This window comes from Aeromonas sp. FDAARGOS 1419 (assembly GCF_019047045.1).
In the GTDB taxonomy this organism is placed as follows: Bacteria; Pseudomonadota; Gammaproteobacteria; order Enterobacterales; family Aeromonadaceae; genus Aeromonas; species Aeromonas veronii.
This window is the reverse complement of record NZ_CP077209.1, coordinates 2,706,104-2,720,331: the sequence shown is the minus strand read 5'-3', so window position 1 is coordinate 2,720,331 and position 14,228 is coordinate 2,706,104. Positions and strand designations below refer to the sequence as shown.

Sequence of the window (14,228 nt, the reverse complement as noted above, 5' to 3'; positions counted from 1 at the left end):
TTGATTGATTTTTTGTTGCAAAAATGAAAAAGGAGCATCATTTGATGCCCCTTGAATACGTCTATAAAAAACAGATTTATCAGCGATTACAACTGCTTGACGAACTGCTTCAGCCAGCCGATGAATTCACCATTCAGCTCGTGATGGCGCACACCATATTCCACATTGGCTTTCATGTAGCCCAGCTTGCTGCCGCAATCGTGGCTCTTGCCCTTCATGAAGTAGGCGTTGACCTGCTCCTGCTCCATCAGCATGGCGATGGCGTCAGTCAGCTGGATCTCGTCACCGGCACCGGCCGGGGTCTTCTCCAGCAGCGGCCAGATATTGGAGGAGAGGACGTAACGACCCACCACCGCCAGATTGGAGGGGGCTTCGTCACGGGGCGGCTTCTCGACAATGGCCTGCATCGGCAGGGACATACCCTCGCTCAGGGCCTCGCCCTTGATGTCGGCGATGCCGTACTTGTCCACTTCGCTCTCGGGAACCGCTTCCACCATGATCTGGCTGATCTGGTTCTCTTCGTACATGTGCACCATCTCGGCCAAGTTGTCCTGCTTGGGGTTGCTGGCAACGTCGTCGATCAGCACATCCGGCAGCAGCACGGCGAAGGGGTTGTCACCGATCAGCGGACGGGCACACAACACCGCGTGGCCCAGACCTTTGGCCTCCCCCTGACGGACGTGCATGATGGTGACGTCTTTCGGGCAGATCTGTTGCACCTCTTCCAGCAGCTGACGCTTGACTCGCTTCTCGAGGGTCGCTTCCAATTCGAAACTCTTGTCGAAGTGGTTTTCGATGGAGTTCTTGCTCGAGTGGGTGACCAGCACGATCTCTTTGATACCGGCGGCGATGGCTTCGCGCACTACGTACTGGATCAGTGGTTTGTCGACCACCGGCAACATCTCTTTCGGGATGGCCTTGGTGGCTGGCAGCATACGGGTACCCAGACCGGCTACCGGGAGCACGGCCTTACGAACAACAAGAGGAGTCTTTTTCATGGAAAACTATCCAGCGGGATTAAAGTGCGGCAATCATACCCCAAGAAAAATGGGGCAGCCACAGGCTGCCCCATTTGCAACTGATCCATTCGACTTTATTTGACTATTATCATGTCCCTGTTGGCTTCCAGCGTGGCCGGGCCAATGCCATTGACATCTGCCAGCTGATCGACCGAGGTGAACTTTCCCTGTTTTTCCCGATAGTCGACGATGGCTTGTGCCTTCTTGTCGCCAATCCCTTTCAGGCTGGTGAGTTCGGCAAGGGTGGCGGTATTGATATTCAGCTTGCCGGACTCCTTGGCAACCGCGGTCGTGGTTGTTTGCTTGGGCGCTGCCTTATCTACGGCCAGCACAGGTTGGCTGAACAGGGGCAAGCAGGCCAGCAGCATGACAGCAGAGAGCTTCTTCATCAGCATTTCCATTCCTCCATGATGTGGATATTGCCGAGTGGCACATTGATGAATAGCGTATCGAACGGGTCTTTTTCACTGTTATTTCTAACAGGTCAAATCCTCATGCCGATGGCGAAAAATTTGCTATAAGCGCTTAGCTATGAATGCCCTCATATATCCAACCTTATGATCTTGAATCTATTTTAGATACATCTTTAAGGTGGCAGGCACGCTTTCCCGCGGCGCTACGCTCGAGACATTTCTGGCACATCACATGGCATTATTCTGTGCAACACTGCGCTGATGGCATGTTTCACTGGTCTTCAAAAGAGAACTAAGAAAAAAGGCTGCTCACCTGGGGTGAGCAGCCTTTGTGATCGGTTTTTTCAGGCTAGAGCTGATTAAGCTTGTTCGTCAGCCTGGGCAGCCTGGATACCGGTCAGGGCGATGGTGTAGACGATGTCGTCAACCAGGGCACCACGGGAGAGGTCGTTGACCGGCTTGCGCATGCCTTGCAGCATCGGGCCGATGGAGACCAGGTCAGCGGAACGCTGCACCGCCTTGTAGGTGGTGTTACCTGTGTTCAGATCCGGGAACACGAACACGGTGGCTTTACCGGCAACCGGTGAGTTCGGTGCCTTGGACTTGGCCACGTTCTCCATGATGGCCGCGTCGTACTGCAGGGGGCCGTCGATGATGAGGTCGGGGCGCTTGGCCTTGGCCAGCTCGGTCGCTTCACGCACTTTCTCTACATCGGCACCGGCGCCAGAGGTACCGGTGGAGTAGGAGATCATGGCGACGCGCGGCTCGATGCCGAAAGCGGCAGCGGAGTCAGCGGACTGGATGGCGATCTCGGCCAGCTGCTCGGCAGTCGGATCCGGGTTGATCGCGCAGTCACCGTAGACCAGCACCTGGTCAGGCAGCAGCATGAAGAAGATGGAGGAGATCAGGGAAGAGCCCGGAGCGGTCTTGATGATCTGCATCGGCGGACGGATGGTGTTGGCAGTGGTGTGCACCGCGCCGGATACCAGGCCGTCAACTTCGTTGCGTTCCAGCATCATGGTACCCAGTACCACGTTGTCTTCCAGCTGCTCGCGGGCAACCACTTCGGTCATGCCCTTGTTCTTGCGCAGCTCGACCAGACGCGGCACATAGCGCTCGCGCACAACGGCCGGATCGATGATCTCGACGCGATCGGTCAGAACTACACCCTGCTGCTCGGCAACGCGACGGATCTCTTCCGGGTTACCCAGCAGCACCGGACGGGCTATGCCACGCTCGGCACAGATGGCGGCAGCCTTGATGGTGCGCGGCTCGTCGCCTTCCGGCAGCACGACACGCTTGTTGGCCTGACGGGCCAGCTCGGTCAGCTGATAACGGAACGCCGGCGGGCTCAGGCGACGGGAACGGGTAGAGCTGACAGTCAGTGACTCGATCCAGTGCTTGTCGATGTGGCCAGCGACGTAGTCCTGTACCAGCTCGATACGCTCGCGGTCATCTTCCGGAATGTCGACGTTGAAGTTCTGCAGGCTGACGGCGGTCTGCCAGGTGTTGGTACCGGTCATCATGATCGGCAGGCCGGTGGCCATGGCCTGTTGGCACAGCGCCATTACCTGCGGCTCCGGATGATAGTTACCGGTCAGCAGCAGGGCGCCCAGCTTGACGCCGTTCATGGCGGAGAGGCAGGCAGAGACGATGACGTCAGAGCGGTCGCCGGAGGTCACCAGCAGGCTGCCCGGACGGAAGTGCTCGACCATGTTGTGGATGGAGCGGGCGCAGAAGGTCACGGTCTGCAAACGGCGGCTGTCCAGCTCACCCTTGTGCAGGATCTTGGCGGCCAGATGCTTGGCGAGATCCTTGGCGCGCGGGGCGATCAGCTGGGTGTTCCAGGGGATGCAACCCAGGATGCGCAGCGGGCTCTTGCCAAACACTTGCAGCACTTCCAGGTTGTGAGCCGCGTCGGAAGCGTGGTGATGGGCTTCGAACATCTCGGTCAGGTCAGGGCGGGTTACGCCATGCTCGTCAACCGGCGCGCCAACCTTGTTGATCACGCAGCCAACGATACGGGGGTTGTTGACACCACCGAAGTTGGAGCAAGCCAGTTCGATGCGCTCTTTCAGCTTCTGGCTGGAGTCATGGCCCGGATGGGTCACGAATACCATGTCGGCATCCAGAGCTTTAGCGACGTCGTAGTTCAGCTTGTTGGCAAAGGGCTGCTTGTCGGTCGGCACCATACCTTCGACAACCAGCACTTCGGCACCACTGGATTTCACGTGCTCTTCGAAGCGGGCAACGATCTCTTCCAGCAGGATGTCGGTGTTGCTGGAGCTGATCATGTTCTCGGCGTAGGAGAGGGTGAACGGCTCGGGCGGGTTGATGTTGGCAGCAGCGCGGATAACGGCGGTTGAGCGCTCGGCACCGGTTTCACCCGGACGCGGCTGGGCAACCGGTTTGAAGAAGCTGACATTGACACCGTGACGCTCCATGGCGCGAACAACGCCCAGACTCACGGAAGTTACGCCGACACCAGTGCCGACCGGGATAAGCATAATAGTGCGTGCCACTTTATACCCCTTGTTCATTTTTTGGGATCAGGAAAAGGCCGCCCTGTGGGCGGCCTCGAGTTACTGCGTCAATTAAGCGCCGACCAGTTCCAGCGCGTCGTGGGCGATAACCCACTCTTCGTTGGTCGGAATAACCAGGGCCTTGGTAGAACCAGCCTTGGTGATTTCGCCACCCTTGCCGAAACGAGCCTTCAGGTTGGCGTCGTGATCGACGTCAAAGCCAAGCAGACCCAGCTTGTTCAGGGTGATTTCACGGATCGGGGCGGAGTTTTCACCGATACCACCGGTGAAAACAACGGCGTCCAGACGACCGTCCATGGCGGCAGCGTAGGCGCCGATGTACTTGGCCAGGCGATAGCAGTAAACGTCCATAGCACGCTTGGCTTCTTCTTTGCTGTCGTAGTTGTCTTCAACAAAACGGCAGTCGGAGGTCACTTCGGTCAGACCCTGCAGGCCGGACTCTTTGGTCAGCATGGTGTTGATGTCAGCCACGCTCATGCCCAGCTTGTCGTGCAGGAAGAAGATGATGGCCGGGTCCAGATCGCCGGAGCGGGTACCCATCACCAGGCCTTCCAGCGGGGTCAGACCCATGGAGGTATCAACAGATTTGCCGTTCTTGATGGCGCAGACGGAACCGCCGTTGCCCAGGTGGCAGTTGATGATGTTCAGCTCTTCAACCGGCTTGTTCAGCTGCTTGGCAGCCTCCAGGCTGATGTAGTAGTGGCTGGTGCCGTGAGCGCCGTAGCGACGGATGCCGTTCTCTTTGTAGAGCTTGTACGGCAGGGCGTACAGGAAGGCTTCTTCCGGCATGGTCTGGTGGAACGCGGTATCGAATACGGCCACGTTCTTGTCTGCCAGCGCCGGGAATACGCGGCGAGCTTCACGGATACCGATCAGGTGAGCCGGGTTGTGCAGCGGTGCGTACGGAACAGCAGCTTCGATGCCGGCAATCACGTCTTCGCAGATGACAACGGAAGAGGTGAAGCGCTCGCCACCGTGAACAACACGGTGACCGATGGCGATCAGGTTCTTGGACAGTTCCGGATTGAGCGGCAGGATCTTGTTGACGATGAAGTCCAGCGCTTCCTGGTGAGCGGCACCCGCGCCCAGATCGGCACTGCCTTTCTCGCCATTCAGTTTCCACTTGATGCGGGCGTCGTCGAGGTTGAAGCACTCGGCCAGGCCGGACAGCAGGTCATCACCGGTGGTTGCGTCAATGACGGCAAACTTCAGGGAAGAGCTGCCACAGTTAAGAACAAGAACCAGCTTACTCATGAATAAATCCTATCGCAGATTGGGTTGTGTAGGCGGATGCGTTGGACGCGGTGCGGCCAAAAACTTTCAACTTATCCTTATGAGGGTTGGCAATCTGTTGCTTGCCCCTTGTATAGTGATACAAGACCCGAAATCCAGACGTCCCTGACAGGTCAATAGCAAGAAGCTTTTGACGCAAAAATGGGCGTACAAAGGATAACCCGATTGTTGAAAAATAACAAAGTCATCCTCAACCTTTGTTACTTTGCATCAAATTTTGTCGAGGTTTTGCCGTTAGTACGTTCAAAAAGCGCTCGGAGGTAGTATGAGCATGAACATTTTTGGAACTAAGTTACAGCAAGGCCGCCATTATATGACGCTTTGGCCGCGCCGTCCCGAGCTCAATTCGATGTTTCCTGAAAATCGGGTGATCAAGGCGACTGAGTTCGCCCTCAAGGTGATCCCCGCGCTGGCGGTGCTGAGCGTGATGCTGCAGTTCCAGTTTGGCGAGCTGCACTACTGGCCTTCCGTCATCACCTCCGTGCTGTTTCTGCTCAGTTTGCCGCTGCAGGGTTACTACTGGCTCGGCCAGCGTGCCGATACCCGTTTGCCCCCGTCGCTGGCGAGCTGGTATCGGGAGATCAACGGCAAGATGAACGAGCAGGGTGGACGCCGCCAGCTGGTCTCTCAGCCGCGCTATGAAGAGCTGGCCGATACCCTCAAGGCCGCCTTCCAGCAGCTCGATAAATCCTTTCTCTACGAATAACCCGTTTCAGATACAAAAAGGCGCCAGTGGCGCCTTTTTGTTGTCTGGTGACCTGCCATCAGGCAGCCAGCACTTTGCGGATCTCCTGAATGGAGAGCTTGTACTGACGTGGACACTGGCGCCACACCTGCAGCATCCGCTGGTATTTATCGCGCATGGCGATGTCGCTGGAGAGCTCGTCGCACGGGCACTTGAGCTCGGGGAAGCGCTTGTCCACTTCCAGCAGGAAGCAGACATAGTCGGCCAGCTCCCGCTCCTGGCTGCGGCTGTAGCCGTTGAACTCCAGCCGGCTGGCGTTGATCTCGCCCTGATCGGCTGCATCCAGATTACCCCATGAGATGGCCAGCGCGTGGTGCAGCTCCAGGGTATCGATCACCTCCTGGCAGGTCGCCAGATCCAGATGGCCGAAGCTCTTCTCCAGCTCGAGGATCTGCAGGCAGTAGCCGCGCTCGATGATGGTGCTGGCGCGCTGGTAGACGTCCGCTTTCTCTGGATTGAGTTTCGCCAGAATTTCGTACTGGTTGCTCAGGATCAAACGCTCAGTGTTGCTCATGTTCATGGGATATCTCGCTGGAAGATGATTCTGGGGCCACGTTAACCCATATATAAAATGAATTTTTTGATCTGGGCGGGGGAGTTGGTGAGAAAAATCCGCTGGCAAGGGGCGGCTGAGCAGACGAAAAAGGCCTGCATGGCAGGCCTTTCAATAACGCAGGGGGGGATTACCCCTTGAGGAAATCCAGTACCACCTGATGATGATCGCTGGTTTTGAACTTGTCGAAGTGGTGGGCAATCTTGCCCTCTTCATCGATCAGGAAGCTCTGACGGTGAATGCCGTCATATTCCTTGCCCATGAACTTCTTCGGGCCCCAGACGCCAAAGGCATCGGCGACGGCGTGGTCTTCATCGGCCAGCAGGGTGAAGTTGAGCTGGTCCAGCTCTTCGAACTTTTTCAGCCGTTTGGCCGGATCCGGGCTGATGCCAAGCACCACCACATTGAGGGCGGCCAACTCGGCGTTCACATCGCGCAGGCTGCAGGCCTGGGTAGTGCAGCCGGGGGTCATCGCCTTGGGGTAGAAATAGACCAGCACCTTCTTGCCGCGCAGGCCAGCGAGGCTGACCTGATTGCCATTCTGGTCGGGCAGGGAGAAATCGGGGGCGGGGCTGCCAGCTTGTAGTGGTTGCATGGTGTCTCCTCGGGTAAAACGCCCTCAGGCGTGTTTGCGATTGACGGTAAACTCGAACGATTCGGCACCCAGTTGACGACAGAATTCGGCGAAGGCGGTTTGCGAACCTTCCACTTCACCCTCTCTGGCCAGATTGAGCTGAAAACTGATCTTCAGCAGGTTGAACGGCTGCTGCTCCAGGGTCATGGATTGCATCGCCTGAATGTTCCAGCCATGTTCGCTGAAGAACTGGGTGCACTGGCTTACGATGCCGGGCTCGTCGCGGATCAACAGGTCGGCACTGGCGCGGACGTCATACTGCAGGGACTGGTGACGTTCGGTGCGTTTCATCATGGTGATGAGATCCCACTCCTGGCTACGCAGGGGCAGGCTGATTTCGAGTTGCATCATGCTGTTCCAGTCGCCCGAGAGTAGCATGATAAAGGTAAATTCATTGCCGAAGATGCCAAGGCGGCTGTCCACAATGTTGCAACCACAGCCACTGACGTGGCGGGTCACTTCATTGACGATGCCAGGCCTGTCCGTGCCGATGGCCGTTACGACCAGGTAGTGAGTCATAAATCTTCTCTCGTCCGTTATTTCGTTGCGAAAGCCGCGCTGGCAAGCCAACCCTCCGGCCCTGATGACCACTCCCTGAGGGACGCTGCCGACTTTCGTCCATTACTTTTTGTTCCGGATGGTATCACGGCTTGCCCCCTCTCTCCCTTGTTTTTCAAAGGGGTCAGCTTTACCATTACGCCCCTGAAAATCGGGAGAAAAGTCCATGTTACGCGGTAGTATTGTTGCGCTCGTTACCCCCATGCTGGCTTCAGGTGAAGTCGATTGGGCCAGTCTGGCCAAGCTGGTCGACTATCATGTCAGCGCCGGGACCAGCGCCATTGTTGCGGTGGGTACCACAGGGGAATCGGTGACCCTGAGCGAGCAGGAGCATATCGCCGTCGTTGAAAAGACCGTTGAGTATGCCGCCGGACGCATTCCCGTCATCGCCGGTTGCGGCTCCAACAATACTGCCCATGCCATTGAATTGGCAAAGCGACTGGCCAAAACCGGCGTGGTGGCGGGTCTCTCGGTGACTCCTTACTACAACAAGCCCACTCAGGAAGGTCTCTATCGCCACTATTGTGCGATCGCCGAGGCTAGTGGTCTGCCCCAAATTCTTTATAATGTGCCCGGTCGCACCTGTTGCGATCTCAAACCGGAGACAGTGGCCCGTCTGGCCAAGGTTCCCGGCATTATCGGTTTGAAAGAGGCAACCGGCGATTTGAGCCGCACCCCGCTGCTGCGCGAGCTGTGCGGGCCGGAGTTTGCTCTCTACAGTGGCGACGATGCCACTGGTTGTGATTTTATGCTGCAAGGTGGCGATGGCGTGATTTCGGTCACCACCAATATTGCAGCGGCCCAGATGGCCGACATGTGTCGTGCTGCGCTGGCCGGTGATGCCGGGCAGGCGCATGACATCAACAATCTCTTGATGCCGTTGCACAAGACTCTGTTCTGCGAACCGAGCCCCACCCCGGTGAAATGGGCCTGTGCCCAACTGGGGTTGATTGCAACAGCCACCTTGCGCCTGCCGCTGGTTGACCTCACCCCCGAGGGCGAGCAGCTGATGGCGCGAGCACTGACCACAGCGGAGTTGATGGCGAGTGTTTAAATCTAATGGAAAGGGAAATAGAGCCCGTCTGGTGCTGAGTGTTGCGACTGTGGCCGTCTTGGCCGGTTGCAGTACCCCCCAGGATCGCAAAATGGCCAACCGCGACTTCGGTTACGAAGATGCCCGCCTCGAGGGCCGCGCGTTCTTGATCCCCGCAGGATTGAGTGCCCCCACCTTCAACAGCCAGTACGACATCCCGCCGCTTCCCGAAAGCAGCCGTGAAGGTGCCCTCGGCGCCCAGGTTGATGTGCGCCCACCCGCTCAACTGCTGACCGTGGTACCGGGCAGTCAGGTCGTGCAGAGCGCAACCGAACCGACCGTTGCCTTCTATGCCCTGAGCACCAGCCAGAGCGTGGAGCGCGATACCTGGTCGTTCCTGATGAACTTCCTGGCCAAATACAAGGTCACCACCGAGAAGCTGGATCAGCAGGATGGCGTATTGCAGACCGGCTGGTTTGACAACACTGTCGCACTCGATGGCTGGGGTGAAGATGACGAAGACTTCAAAATCCGTCAGCGTTACCAGTTCACCGTACGCAACGACGCCCAGCGCCACGCCGTCAACATGTCGGTCCGTGTACTGGATCACGAAGAGACTATCGACGGCGAGACCAGCAACAAGCTGACCCCTGCCGATGCCCAGCGCTATGCCGCGCGAGTGCTGAACCAGTTCTCGCTCTATTACGACAGCCAGCTGAAAGCCCGCGAGCAGCACAAGTCCAACGATGGCATGGGTCTGCAACTGGGTCTGGACAACAACGAGCTGAGCGCCTGGATTGCTGAAGGCTCCTTTGATCAGGTGTGGCGTCGCCTCAACCAGGTACTGCCCGCTTACGGTTTCACCATCAAGGATACCCAGCAGTCACTGGGCTGGATCGACGTTGAATACGAAGAGCCGGGCGCCGAGTTCTGGAAGGCGAAAGGGAGCGAGCCGTTCAAACTGGAGGAGGAGAAATACCGCTTCCAGCTTGGCGAAATGGCGGGAGGCAAGACCTCCATCACCCTGTTCGACAAGGACAAGAAGCCGGTATCGTCCGGGGTTATCTCCCAGATGTATATCAGCCTGTCCGAGGCGTTTGCCAAGGGGCTGGCCGATCAGGCAGCAGCAAAAGCAGAATAAATTCAGGGGCCTTGTGCCCCTGTTTTGTTATCAAAATCCCCCTGAAAACGCGGGGATTCCGAGCGGTTTTCGATGATGCGAGCCCCCTTGCCAGCCCGTTGCAAACAGAGCGCGCAGGTGAGGGACTCGCGATGTTTACCCCCCACAAACAGGAAGTGTTATTAGCCATGAGTCTTGCAGATCAAGTATTGGCGGTGAATGACGATTTGCCGATCCGTACCGATAAACCTGTCCATTCCGGCAAAGTGCGCAGCGTCTACTGGTTGACCCCCGAAGACAGTGCCCGGCTCATAAAAGAGAAAGGCTATGATGTGCCGGCCGATGCGCCCCTCGCCCTCATGGTGATCAGCGATCGCATCTCGGCCTTCGATTGCATTTGGCAAGGTGAGGATGGCCTGAACGGCGTACCGGGCAAAGGGGCGGCGCTCAACGCCATCTCCAGCCACTGGTTCAAGCTGTTCAAGGAGAAGGGACTGGCTGACAGCCACATTCTGGATATTCCGCACCCCTTCGTCTGGATTGTGCAAAAAGCCCGTCCGGTGATGATCGAGGCGATTGCCCGCCAGTACATCACCGGCTCCATGTGGCGTGCCTACAAGGATGGCGAGCGCGAGTTCTGCGGCATCACCCTGCCGGAAGGGCTGAAAAAGGATCAGAAACTGCCGGAGATCCTCATCACTCCCTCCACCAAGGGCGTGCTGAAAGGGCTGGATGGCGTGCCGGAAGCCGATGACGTCAACGTCTCCCGTGCCGATATCGAGCGCCACTATAAAGGCTTCAACTTCAGCAAACCGGCCGACATCGACCGCTACGAAGTGCTGCTCAAAGAGGGCTTCAACGTCATCAGCGACGCGCTGGCCGGGCTGGATCAGATCTTCGTCGATACCAAGTTCGAGTTTGGTTACGTCCACGATGCCGCCGGCAACGAGAAGCTGATCTACATGGATGAAGTGGGCACCCCCGACAGCTCCCGTATCTGGGATGGCGCGGCCCTGCGCGACGGTCAGATTGTCGAGAAGTCCAAAGAGGGTTTCCGTCAGTGGCTGCTCAACCACTTCCCGGATCCGGACATCCTGCTCAACAAGAACCGCATGCCGGAACGTTTTGCCCTGGCCCGCGACAACAAGCTGCCGACCGAAGTGATGATGGATATCTCCAACACCTATGTCGGGATCGCCGAGAAGATCATCGGCCACAAGCTGGCGCGTTCTGCCAATCCCAAGCAGGAGATCATCGAGGTGCTGCGCGATCAGTACGGTCTGATCGACTAAGGGTTGCTCTCTTTTTTTGTCGCCAACAAACAAACGTTTGCTGGTGGCGATGGAGAGAGGCAGAGAAACAGACGGGCCCCGCTATGGGGCCCGTTTTTATTGCTGGTCTGGCGGCAAGCGAGCGGCGATTAGCCGTTGACCCTAAACACCTGACCGGTCTGGATGCCCAACACCGATTTTTTGTAAGCCTGCGCCACCTTGGCGGCGGGCACCGGCACGAAGCCCGGGAAGAAGTCGGCGTATTTCTCCATCGACTCCGCCAGCACGGTGGGGCTCACCACGTTGATGCGAATGCCCCTTGGCAGCTCGCAGGCGGCCGCTTTCACAAAGTGATCGATGGCGCCGTTGACGGTGCTGGCGCTCACGCCCCAGTTGATCGGCTCCTCGCTCAGAATACCGCTGATCAAAGTGATGGAGCCCTTGTCAGTCAGATAGGGAATGGCGGCTCGGGTCAGGTTGATCTGGCCCATTAGCTTGCTCTCCAGTCCCACCTGCCACTGATCGTCGGTCATCTCGGTCAGGCCGTTGAAGGCCACGCTGCCGCTGGCGACAACCAGTGCATCAAACTGGCCCACCTGGGCAAACAGCGCCTTGATGGAGGCGGGATCGCGCATGTCGACCGTGGCATCGCCGCGGCTGTGGCCGACCCGGATCACCTGATGATCTTTGGCAAGCAGTTCACTGACCGCGGAGCCGACGGTGCCGGAGGCACCCACAATCACAATTTTCATCTGCATCACTCCTGGTTGGGATGTATCGATTCTAGCGCAACAGAAAATGCGAAAAAGCGCGTAAAATAAACCCATTGTTTCCATATTGGAGCTAATGATGGATATCGCCCATCTGGCCAGCTTTTACGAAGTGGTGCTGCGCGGCAGTTTCTCGGCCGCTGCCGATACGTTGGGAGTAAGCAAGGGGATGCTGAGCCGCCACGTCAGCGCGCTGGAGACCTCCCTCAATGCGCAACTGTTGCAGCGCACCACCCGCCGCCTCAGTCTGACCGAGGCGGGCAAGACCCTCTATCAGCAGGCGGGGGAGATCTTCGCGCTGGCTCGGCAGGCGGAGCAGGATATTCAGGCGCTGACCGAAGAGGATTGCGGACGACTGCGCTTTACCTGCCCGGTCAGCACCGGCGATCGCATGGTGAGCGAGCTGCTGACCAGCTTTGCCGCGCTCTGCCCGGGAGTAGAGGTGGAGCTCAACTTCACCAACCAGATGGTCGACATGAGTCAGGGGGAGAACGATATCGCCCTGCGCGCCATGAGCGAGGTGCCGGACAATCTGGTGGCCCTGCCGCTGGGGCGGCTCAAGGATGTGGTGGTGGCCAGCCCCGCGCTGGTGGCGCGAGAGGGGTATCCTGCCACTCCCTATGAGCTGAGCGGGCGCAGCTGCCTGTTGCAGGGGCACAATCCGGCCTGGGAGCAGTGGCACTTTATCCGTGAGGGGGAAGAGGCCCACATTCTGGTGCAGGGCAAGGTACGGGCCAACCACTACAGCACTGTGTTGCAACTGGCGCGCGCCGGTATGGGCTATGCCAAGTGCCCGCTGATGCTGGTGGAGTCGCAGCTGACGGCAGGAGAGCTGGTGACCGTGCTCGACGAATGGCAGAGCGGGCTGCATCAGCTCCATGTACTGCATGCCCAGCAGCGGCGGGTGCCGCGCAAGATCCGGCTGTTCAAGCAGGTGCTGGCCCAGTGGTTTGCCGAGCGACCCCACTACCTGTTCTGAGCGGCGTTATTTTTCTGTCATCTTCGGCTGCTACCCTGCGCCCATCATCGGCATCAGGAAGATCAGCGGGAATGAAGAGTAATAGAGGGTTGACCGGTTTTGTGCTGCTCTGTGCAGTCTTGGGGGCAGGCAGTGTACAGGCTATGGTGGGCGTGAAGGTGCCGGAGAATTTCCGCATTCTCGCGGTGAGCAACGGCACCTTGCAGGATGACCAGCATGCCACTCTGGCGGATGGCGAGCAGCAACTGCTGGTGCGCTTCGAGGGGGTGATCCCCAGTCGCAGCAGCAGCGAGAATGATCGGCAGGTACGCTCCGAGCCACAGGTGGTGCGCTATCAGGGCAGCAATCAGCATTTGCAGTTGACGGCCAGCGTACCGGGAGACGAGCGGGGGATGCAGGCGTATGCCAAGGCTCCTGTGGTGGCGTTGCAGGAGAATGGCCACGCGCTTGCTATCCAGCAGGATGTGCTGGTGACCAGCGGTATGCTGCTTGGGGTGGATTGGAACGGCAAACTGGCTGAATACAACCGCAGCGGCGGCAAGGCGGTGCTGACGGCTGGCGCCGTTGCTACGCAGGTAACGGCCACGGCCGCTGGTGGGGCTCAACCCGTTGTGGCAGCCAGCGAGCTGGAAGGGCAGTTGCAGCAGCTGTTCCTCCAGGCAGACCCGGCCCTGCGCAAGCGCTTTATCGGTTGGGCCGTCCCACAGCTTTAAGTTTTCTGCCCGTTGCAGTAACGTGGACACTCCTTTTTCAGGCGCTCTGTTCATCGTACTCAACGAGGTTTTCATGTTTGAATTGCATTCACGCCTGCAGGCAGATACCCGGTGGCTCGGGGATCTGCCCCTCTGCCGTGTCTTGCTGGCCAAAGACAGCCAGTATCCCTGGCTGATCCTGGTACCGCGAGTAGCCAACCTGCGGGAAATTCACCATCTGGCGCCGGAGCAGCAGCAACAGCTGATGCAGGAGTCCTGCGCCGTCGCCGCCCTGATGGAACAGGCCCTCAGCCCGGACAAGATCAACATCGGAGCGCTGGGCAATCTGGTGCCGCAACTCCACCTTCACCATGTCGCCCGCTTTGCGACGGATCGCGCCTGGCCCGGCCCCATCTGGGGAGCCCATCCGGTCTTGCCTTACGAGCCACAAGTTTTGGCGCAGCAGGCCGATATATGGCGTGCCCGGCTCGCCAAGCTGAGCGGTTTCACCCCTGTGGCTGCTGATAACGGAGTCAACTGAGAGGCGTGTCGCTATTTCAGTCTCCGGGCCGCGCCATCTGTTAGAGTTATGGTATAGATAAGCC

At 58.3% G+C, this 14,228-nt stretch carries 15 protein-coding genes; 7 read left to right on the top strand and 8 right to left on the bottom strand.

The window, feature by feature from the left end; translation table 11 throughout:
- Positions 1-86 precede the first annotated feature (86 nt).
- The 4 genes from galU to I6L49_RS12165 form a co-directional block, all read right to left on the bottom strand.
- Entirely contained in the window at positions 87-998 is a 912-nt protein-coding gene (gene galU / locus I6L49_RS12180) for a UTP--glucose-1-phosphate uridylyltransferase GalU (protein ID WP_139405564.1), read from the bottom strand.
- Between the two features lie 95 nt (positions 999-1,093).
- Positions 1,094-1,414: a ComEA family DNA-binding protein gene (locus tag I6L49_RS12175; RefSeq protein WP_111900685.1), complete on the bottom strand. Its 321-nt coding sequence runs from the start codon at positions 1,412-1,414 to the stop codon at positions 1,094-1,096.
- A gap of 377 nt (positions 1,415-1,791) precedes the next feature.
- Positions 1,792-3,972: a phosphate acetyltransferase gene (pta, locus tag I6L49_RS12170; RefSeq protein WP_005339119.1), complete on the bottom strand. Its 2,181-nt coding sequence runs from the start codon at positions 3,970-3,972 to the stop codon at positions 1,792-1,794.
- Between the two features lie 54 nt (positions 3,973-4,026).
- The gene (locus I6L49_RS12165; protein ID WP_005349210.1) at positions 4,027-5,229 is read right to left on the bottom strand and encodes an acetate kinase; all 1,203 of its coding nucleotides are present in this window, start codon (positions 5,227-5,229) and stop codon (positions 4,027-4,029) included.
- 304 nt (positions 5,230-5,533) lie between these two features.
- Between I6L49_RS12165 and yfbV the strand changes: the two genes are divergently transcribed.
- Positions 5,534-5,974, top strand: a complete 441-nt coding sequence (gene yfbV, locus I6L49_RS12160) for a terminus macrodomain insulation protein YfbV (RefSeq protein ID WP_005339116.1) — start codon at positions 5,534-5,536, stop codon at positions 5,972-5,974.
- 58 nt (positions 5,975-6,032) lie between these two features.
- Here yfbV and I6L49_RS12155 read toward each other — a convergent pair whose 3' ends face one another.
- The 3 genes from I6L49_RS12155 to I6L49_RS12145 all read right to left on the bottom strand — a co-directional run bounded on the left by I6L49_RS12155 (position 6,033) and on the right by I6L49_RS12145 (position 7,719).
- Entirely contained in the window at positions 6,033-6,533 is a 501-nt protein-coding gene (locus tag I6L49_RS12155) for a YfbU family protein (RefSeq protein ID WP_005341125.1), read from the bottom strand.
- A 163-nt stretch (positions 6,534-6,696) separates the two neighbouring features.
- Positions 6,697-7,161 (bottom strand): thioredoxin-dependent thiol peroxidase, encoded by a 465-nt coding sequence (gene bcp, locus I6L49_RS12150; protein ID WP_216949631.1) that lies wholly within the window; start codon positions 7,159-7,161, stop codon positions 6,697-6,699.
- A gap of 24 nt (positions 7,162-7,185) precedes the next feature.
- Entirely contained in the window at positions 7,186-7,719 is a 534-nt protein-coding gene (locus I6L49_RS12145; protein ID WP_216949630.1) for a glycine cleavage system protein R, read from the bottom strand.
- A gap of 205 nt (positions 7,720-7,924) precedes the next feature.
- Between I6L49_RS12145 and dapA the strand changes: the two genes are divergently transcribed.
- From dapA to I6L49_RS12130, 3 genes are all read left to right on the top strand, one after another.
- Positions 7,925-8,812: a 4-hydroxy-tetrahydrodipicolinate synthase gene (gene dapA, locus I6L49_RS12140; RefSeq protein ID WP_005349232.1), complete on the top strand. Its 888-nt coding sequence runs from the start codon at positions 7,925-7,927 to the stop codon at positions 8,810-8,812.
- On the top strand, positions 8,805-9,932 hold the full coding sequence (bamC, locus tag I6L49_RS12135; protein ID WP_005349235.1) for an outer membrane protein assembly factor BamC: 1,128 nt from the start codon (positions 8,805-8,807) through the stop codon (positions 9,930-9,932). The genes dapA and bamC overlap by 8 nt, the downstream gene beginning before the upstream one ends.
- Before the next feature lie 167 nt (positions 9,933-10,099).
- The gene (locus I6L49_RS12130; protein ID WP_245147344.1) at positions 10,100-11,203 is read left to right on the top strand and encodes a phosphoribosylaminoimidazolesuccinocarboxamide synthase; all 1,104 of its coding nucleotides are present in this window, start codon (positions 10,100-10,102) and stop codon (positions 11,201-11,203) included.
- Between the two features lie 128 nt (positions 11,204-11,331).
- Here the strand turns inward: I6L49_RS12130 and I6L49_RS12125 are convergent, their stop codons facing one another.
- The gene (locus I6L49_RS12125) at positions 11,332-11,934 is read right to left on the bottom strand and encodes a short chain dehydrogenase (protein ID WP_107682604.1); all 603 of its coding nucleotides are present in this window, start codon (positions 11,932-11,934) and stop codon (positions 11,332-11,334) included.
- Between the two features lie 97 nt (positions 11,935-12,031).
- Here I6L49_RS12125 and I6L49_RS12120 point away from each other — a divergent pair, with 97 nt between their 5' ends.
- From I6L49_RS12120 to I6L49_RS12110, 3 genes are all read left to right on the top strand, one after another.
- Entirely contained in the window at positions 12,032-12,931 is a 900-nt protein-coding gene (locus tag I6L49_RS12120) for a LysR family transcriptional regulator (RefSeq protein WP_216951645.1), read from the top strand.
- A gap of 71 nt (positions 12,932-13,002) precedes the next feature.
- Positions 13,003-13,644, top strand: coding sequence for a DUF2057 domain-containing protein (locus tag I6L49_RS12115; protein ID WP_216949628.1), 642 nt, complete (start codon positions 13,003-13,005; stop codon positions 13,642-13,644).
- 73 nt (positions 13,645-13,717) lie between these two features.
- Positions 13,718-14,164 (top strand): HIT domain-containing protein, encoded by a 447-nt coding sequence (locus tag I6L49_RS12110; RefSeq protein ID WP_069526598.1) that lies wholly within the window; start codon positions 13,718-13,720, stop codon positions 14,162-14,164.
- Positions 14,165-14,228: the final 64 nt, after the last annotated feature.

Coding starts and splice junctions, on each gene's coding strand:
- galU (WP_139405564.1), bottom strand. CDS start 998: ATGAAAAAGACTCCTCTTGTTGTTCGTAAGGCCGTGCTCCCGGTAGCC.
- I6L49_RS12175 (WP_111900685.1), bottom strand. CDS start 1,414: ATGCTGATGAAGAAGCTCTCTGCTGTCATGCTGCTGGCCTGCTTGCCC.
- pta (WP_005339119.1), bottom strand. CDS start 3,972: ATGAACAAGGGGTATAAAGTGGCACGCACTATTATGCTTATCCCGGTC.
- I6L49_RS12165 (WP_005349210.1), bottom strand. CDS start 5,229: ATGAGTAAGCTGGTTCTTGTTCTTAACTGTGGCAGCTCTTCCCTGAAG.
- yfbV (WP_005339116.1), top strand. CDS start 5,534: ATGAGCATGAACATTTTTGGAACTAAGTTACAGCAAGGCCGCCATTAT.
- I6L49_RS12155 (WP_005341125.1), bottom strand. CDS start 6,533: ATGAACATGAGCAACACTGAGCGTTTGATCCTGAGCAACCAGTACGAA.
- bcp (WP_216949631.1), bottom strand. CDS start 7,161: ATGCAACCACTACAAGCTGGCAGCCCCGCCCCCGATTTCTCCCTGCCC.
- I6L49_RS12145 (WP_216949630.1), bottom strand. CDS start 7,719: ATGACTCACTACCTGGTCGTAACGGCCATCGGCACGGACAGGCCTGGC.
- dapA (WP_005349232.1), top strand. CDS start 7,925: ATGTTACGCGGTAGTATTGTTGCGCTCGTTACCCCCATGCTGGCTTCA.
- I6L49_RS12130 (WP_245147344.1), top strand. CDS start 10,100: ATGAGTCTTGCAGATCAAGTATTGGCGGTGAATGACGATTTGCCGATC.
- I6L49_RS12125 (WP_107682604.1), bottom strand. CDS start 11,934: ATGAAAATTGTGATTGTGGGTGCCTCCGGCACCGTCGGCTCCGCGGTC.
- I6L49_RS12120 (WP_216951645.1), top strand. CDS start 12,032: ATGGATATCGCCCATCTGGCCAGCTTTTACGAAGTGGTGCTGCGCGGC.
- I6L49_RS12115 (WP_216949628.1), top strand. CDS start 13,003: ATGAAGAGTAATAGAGGGTTGACCGGTTTTGTGCTGCTCTGTGCAGTC.
- I6L49_RS12110 (WP_069526598.1), top strand. CDS start 13,718: ATGTTTGAATTGCATTCACGCCTGCAGGCAGATACCCGGTGGCTCGGG.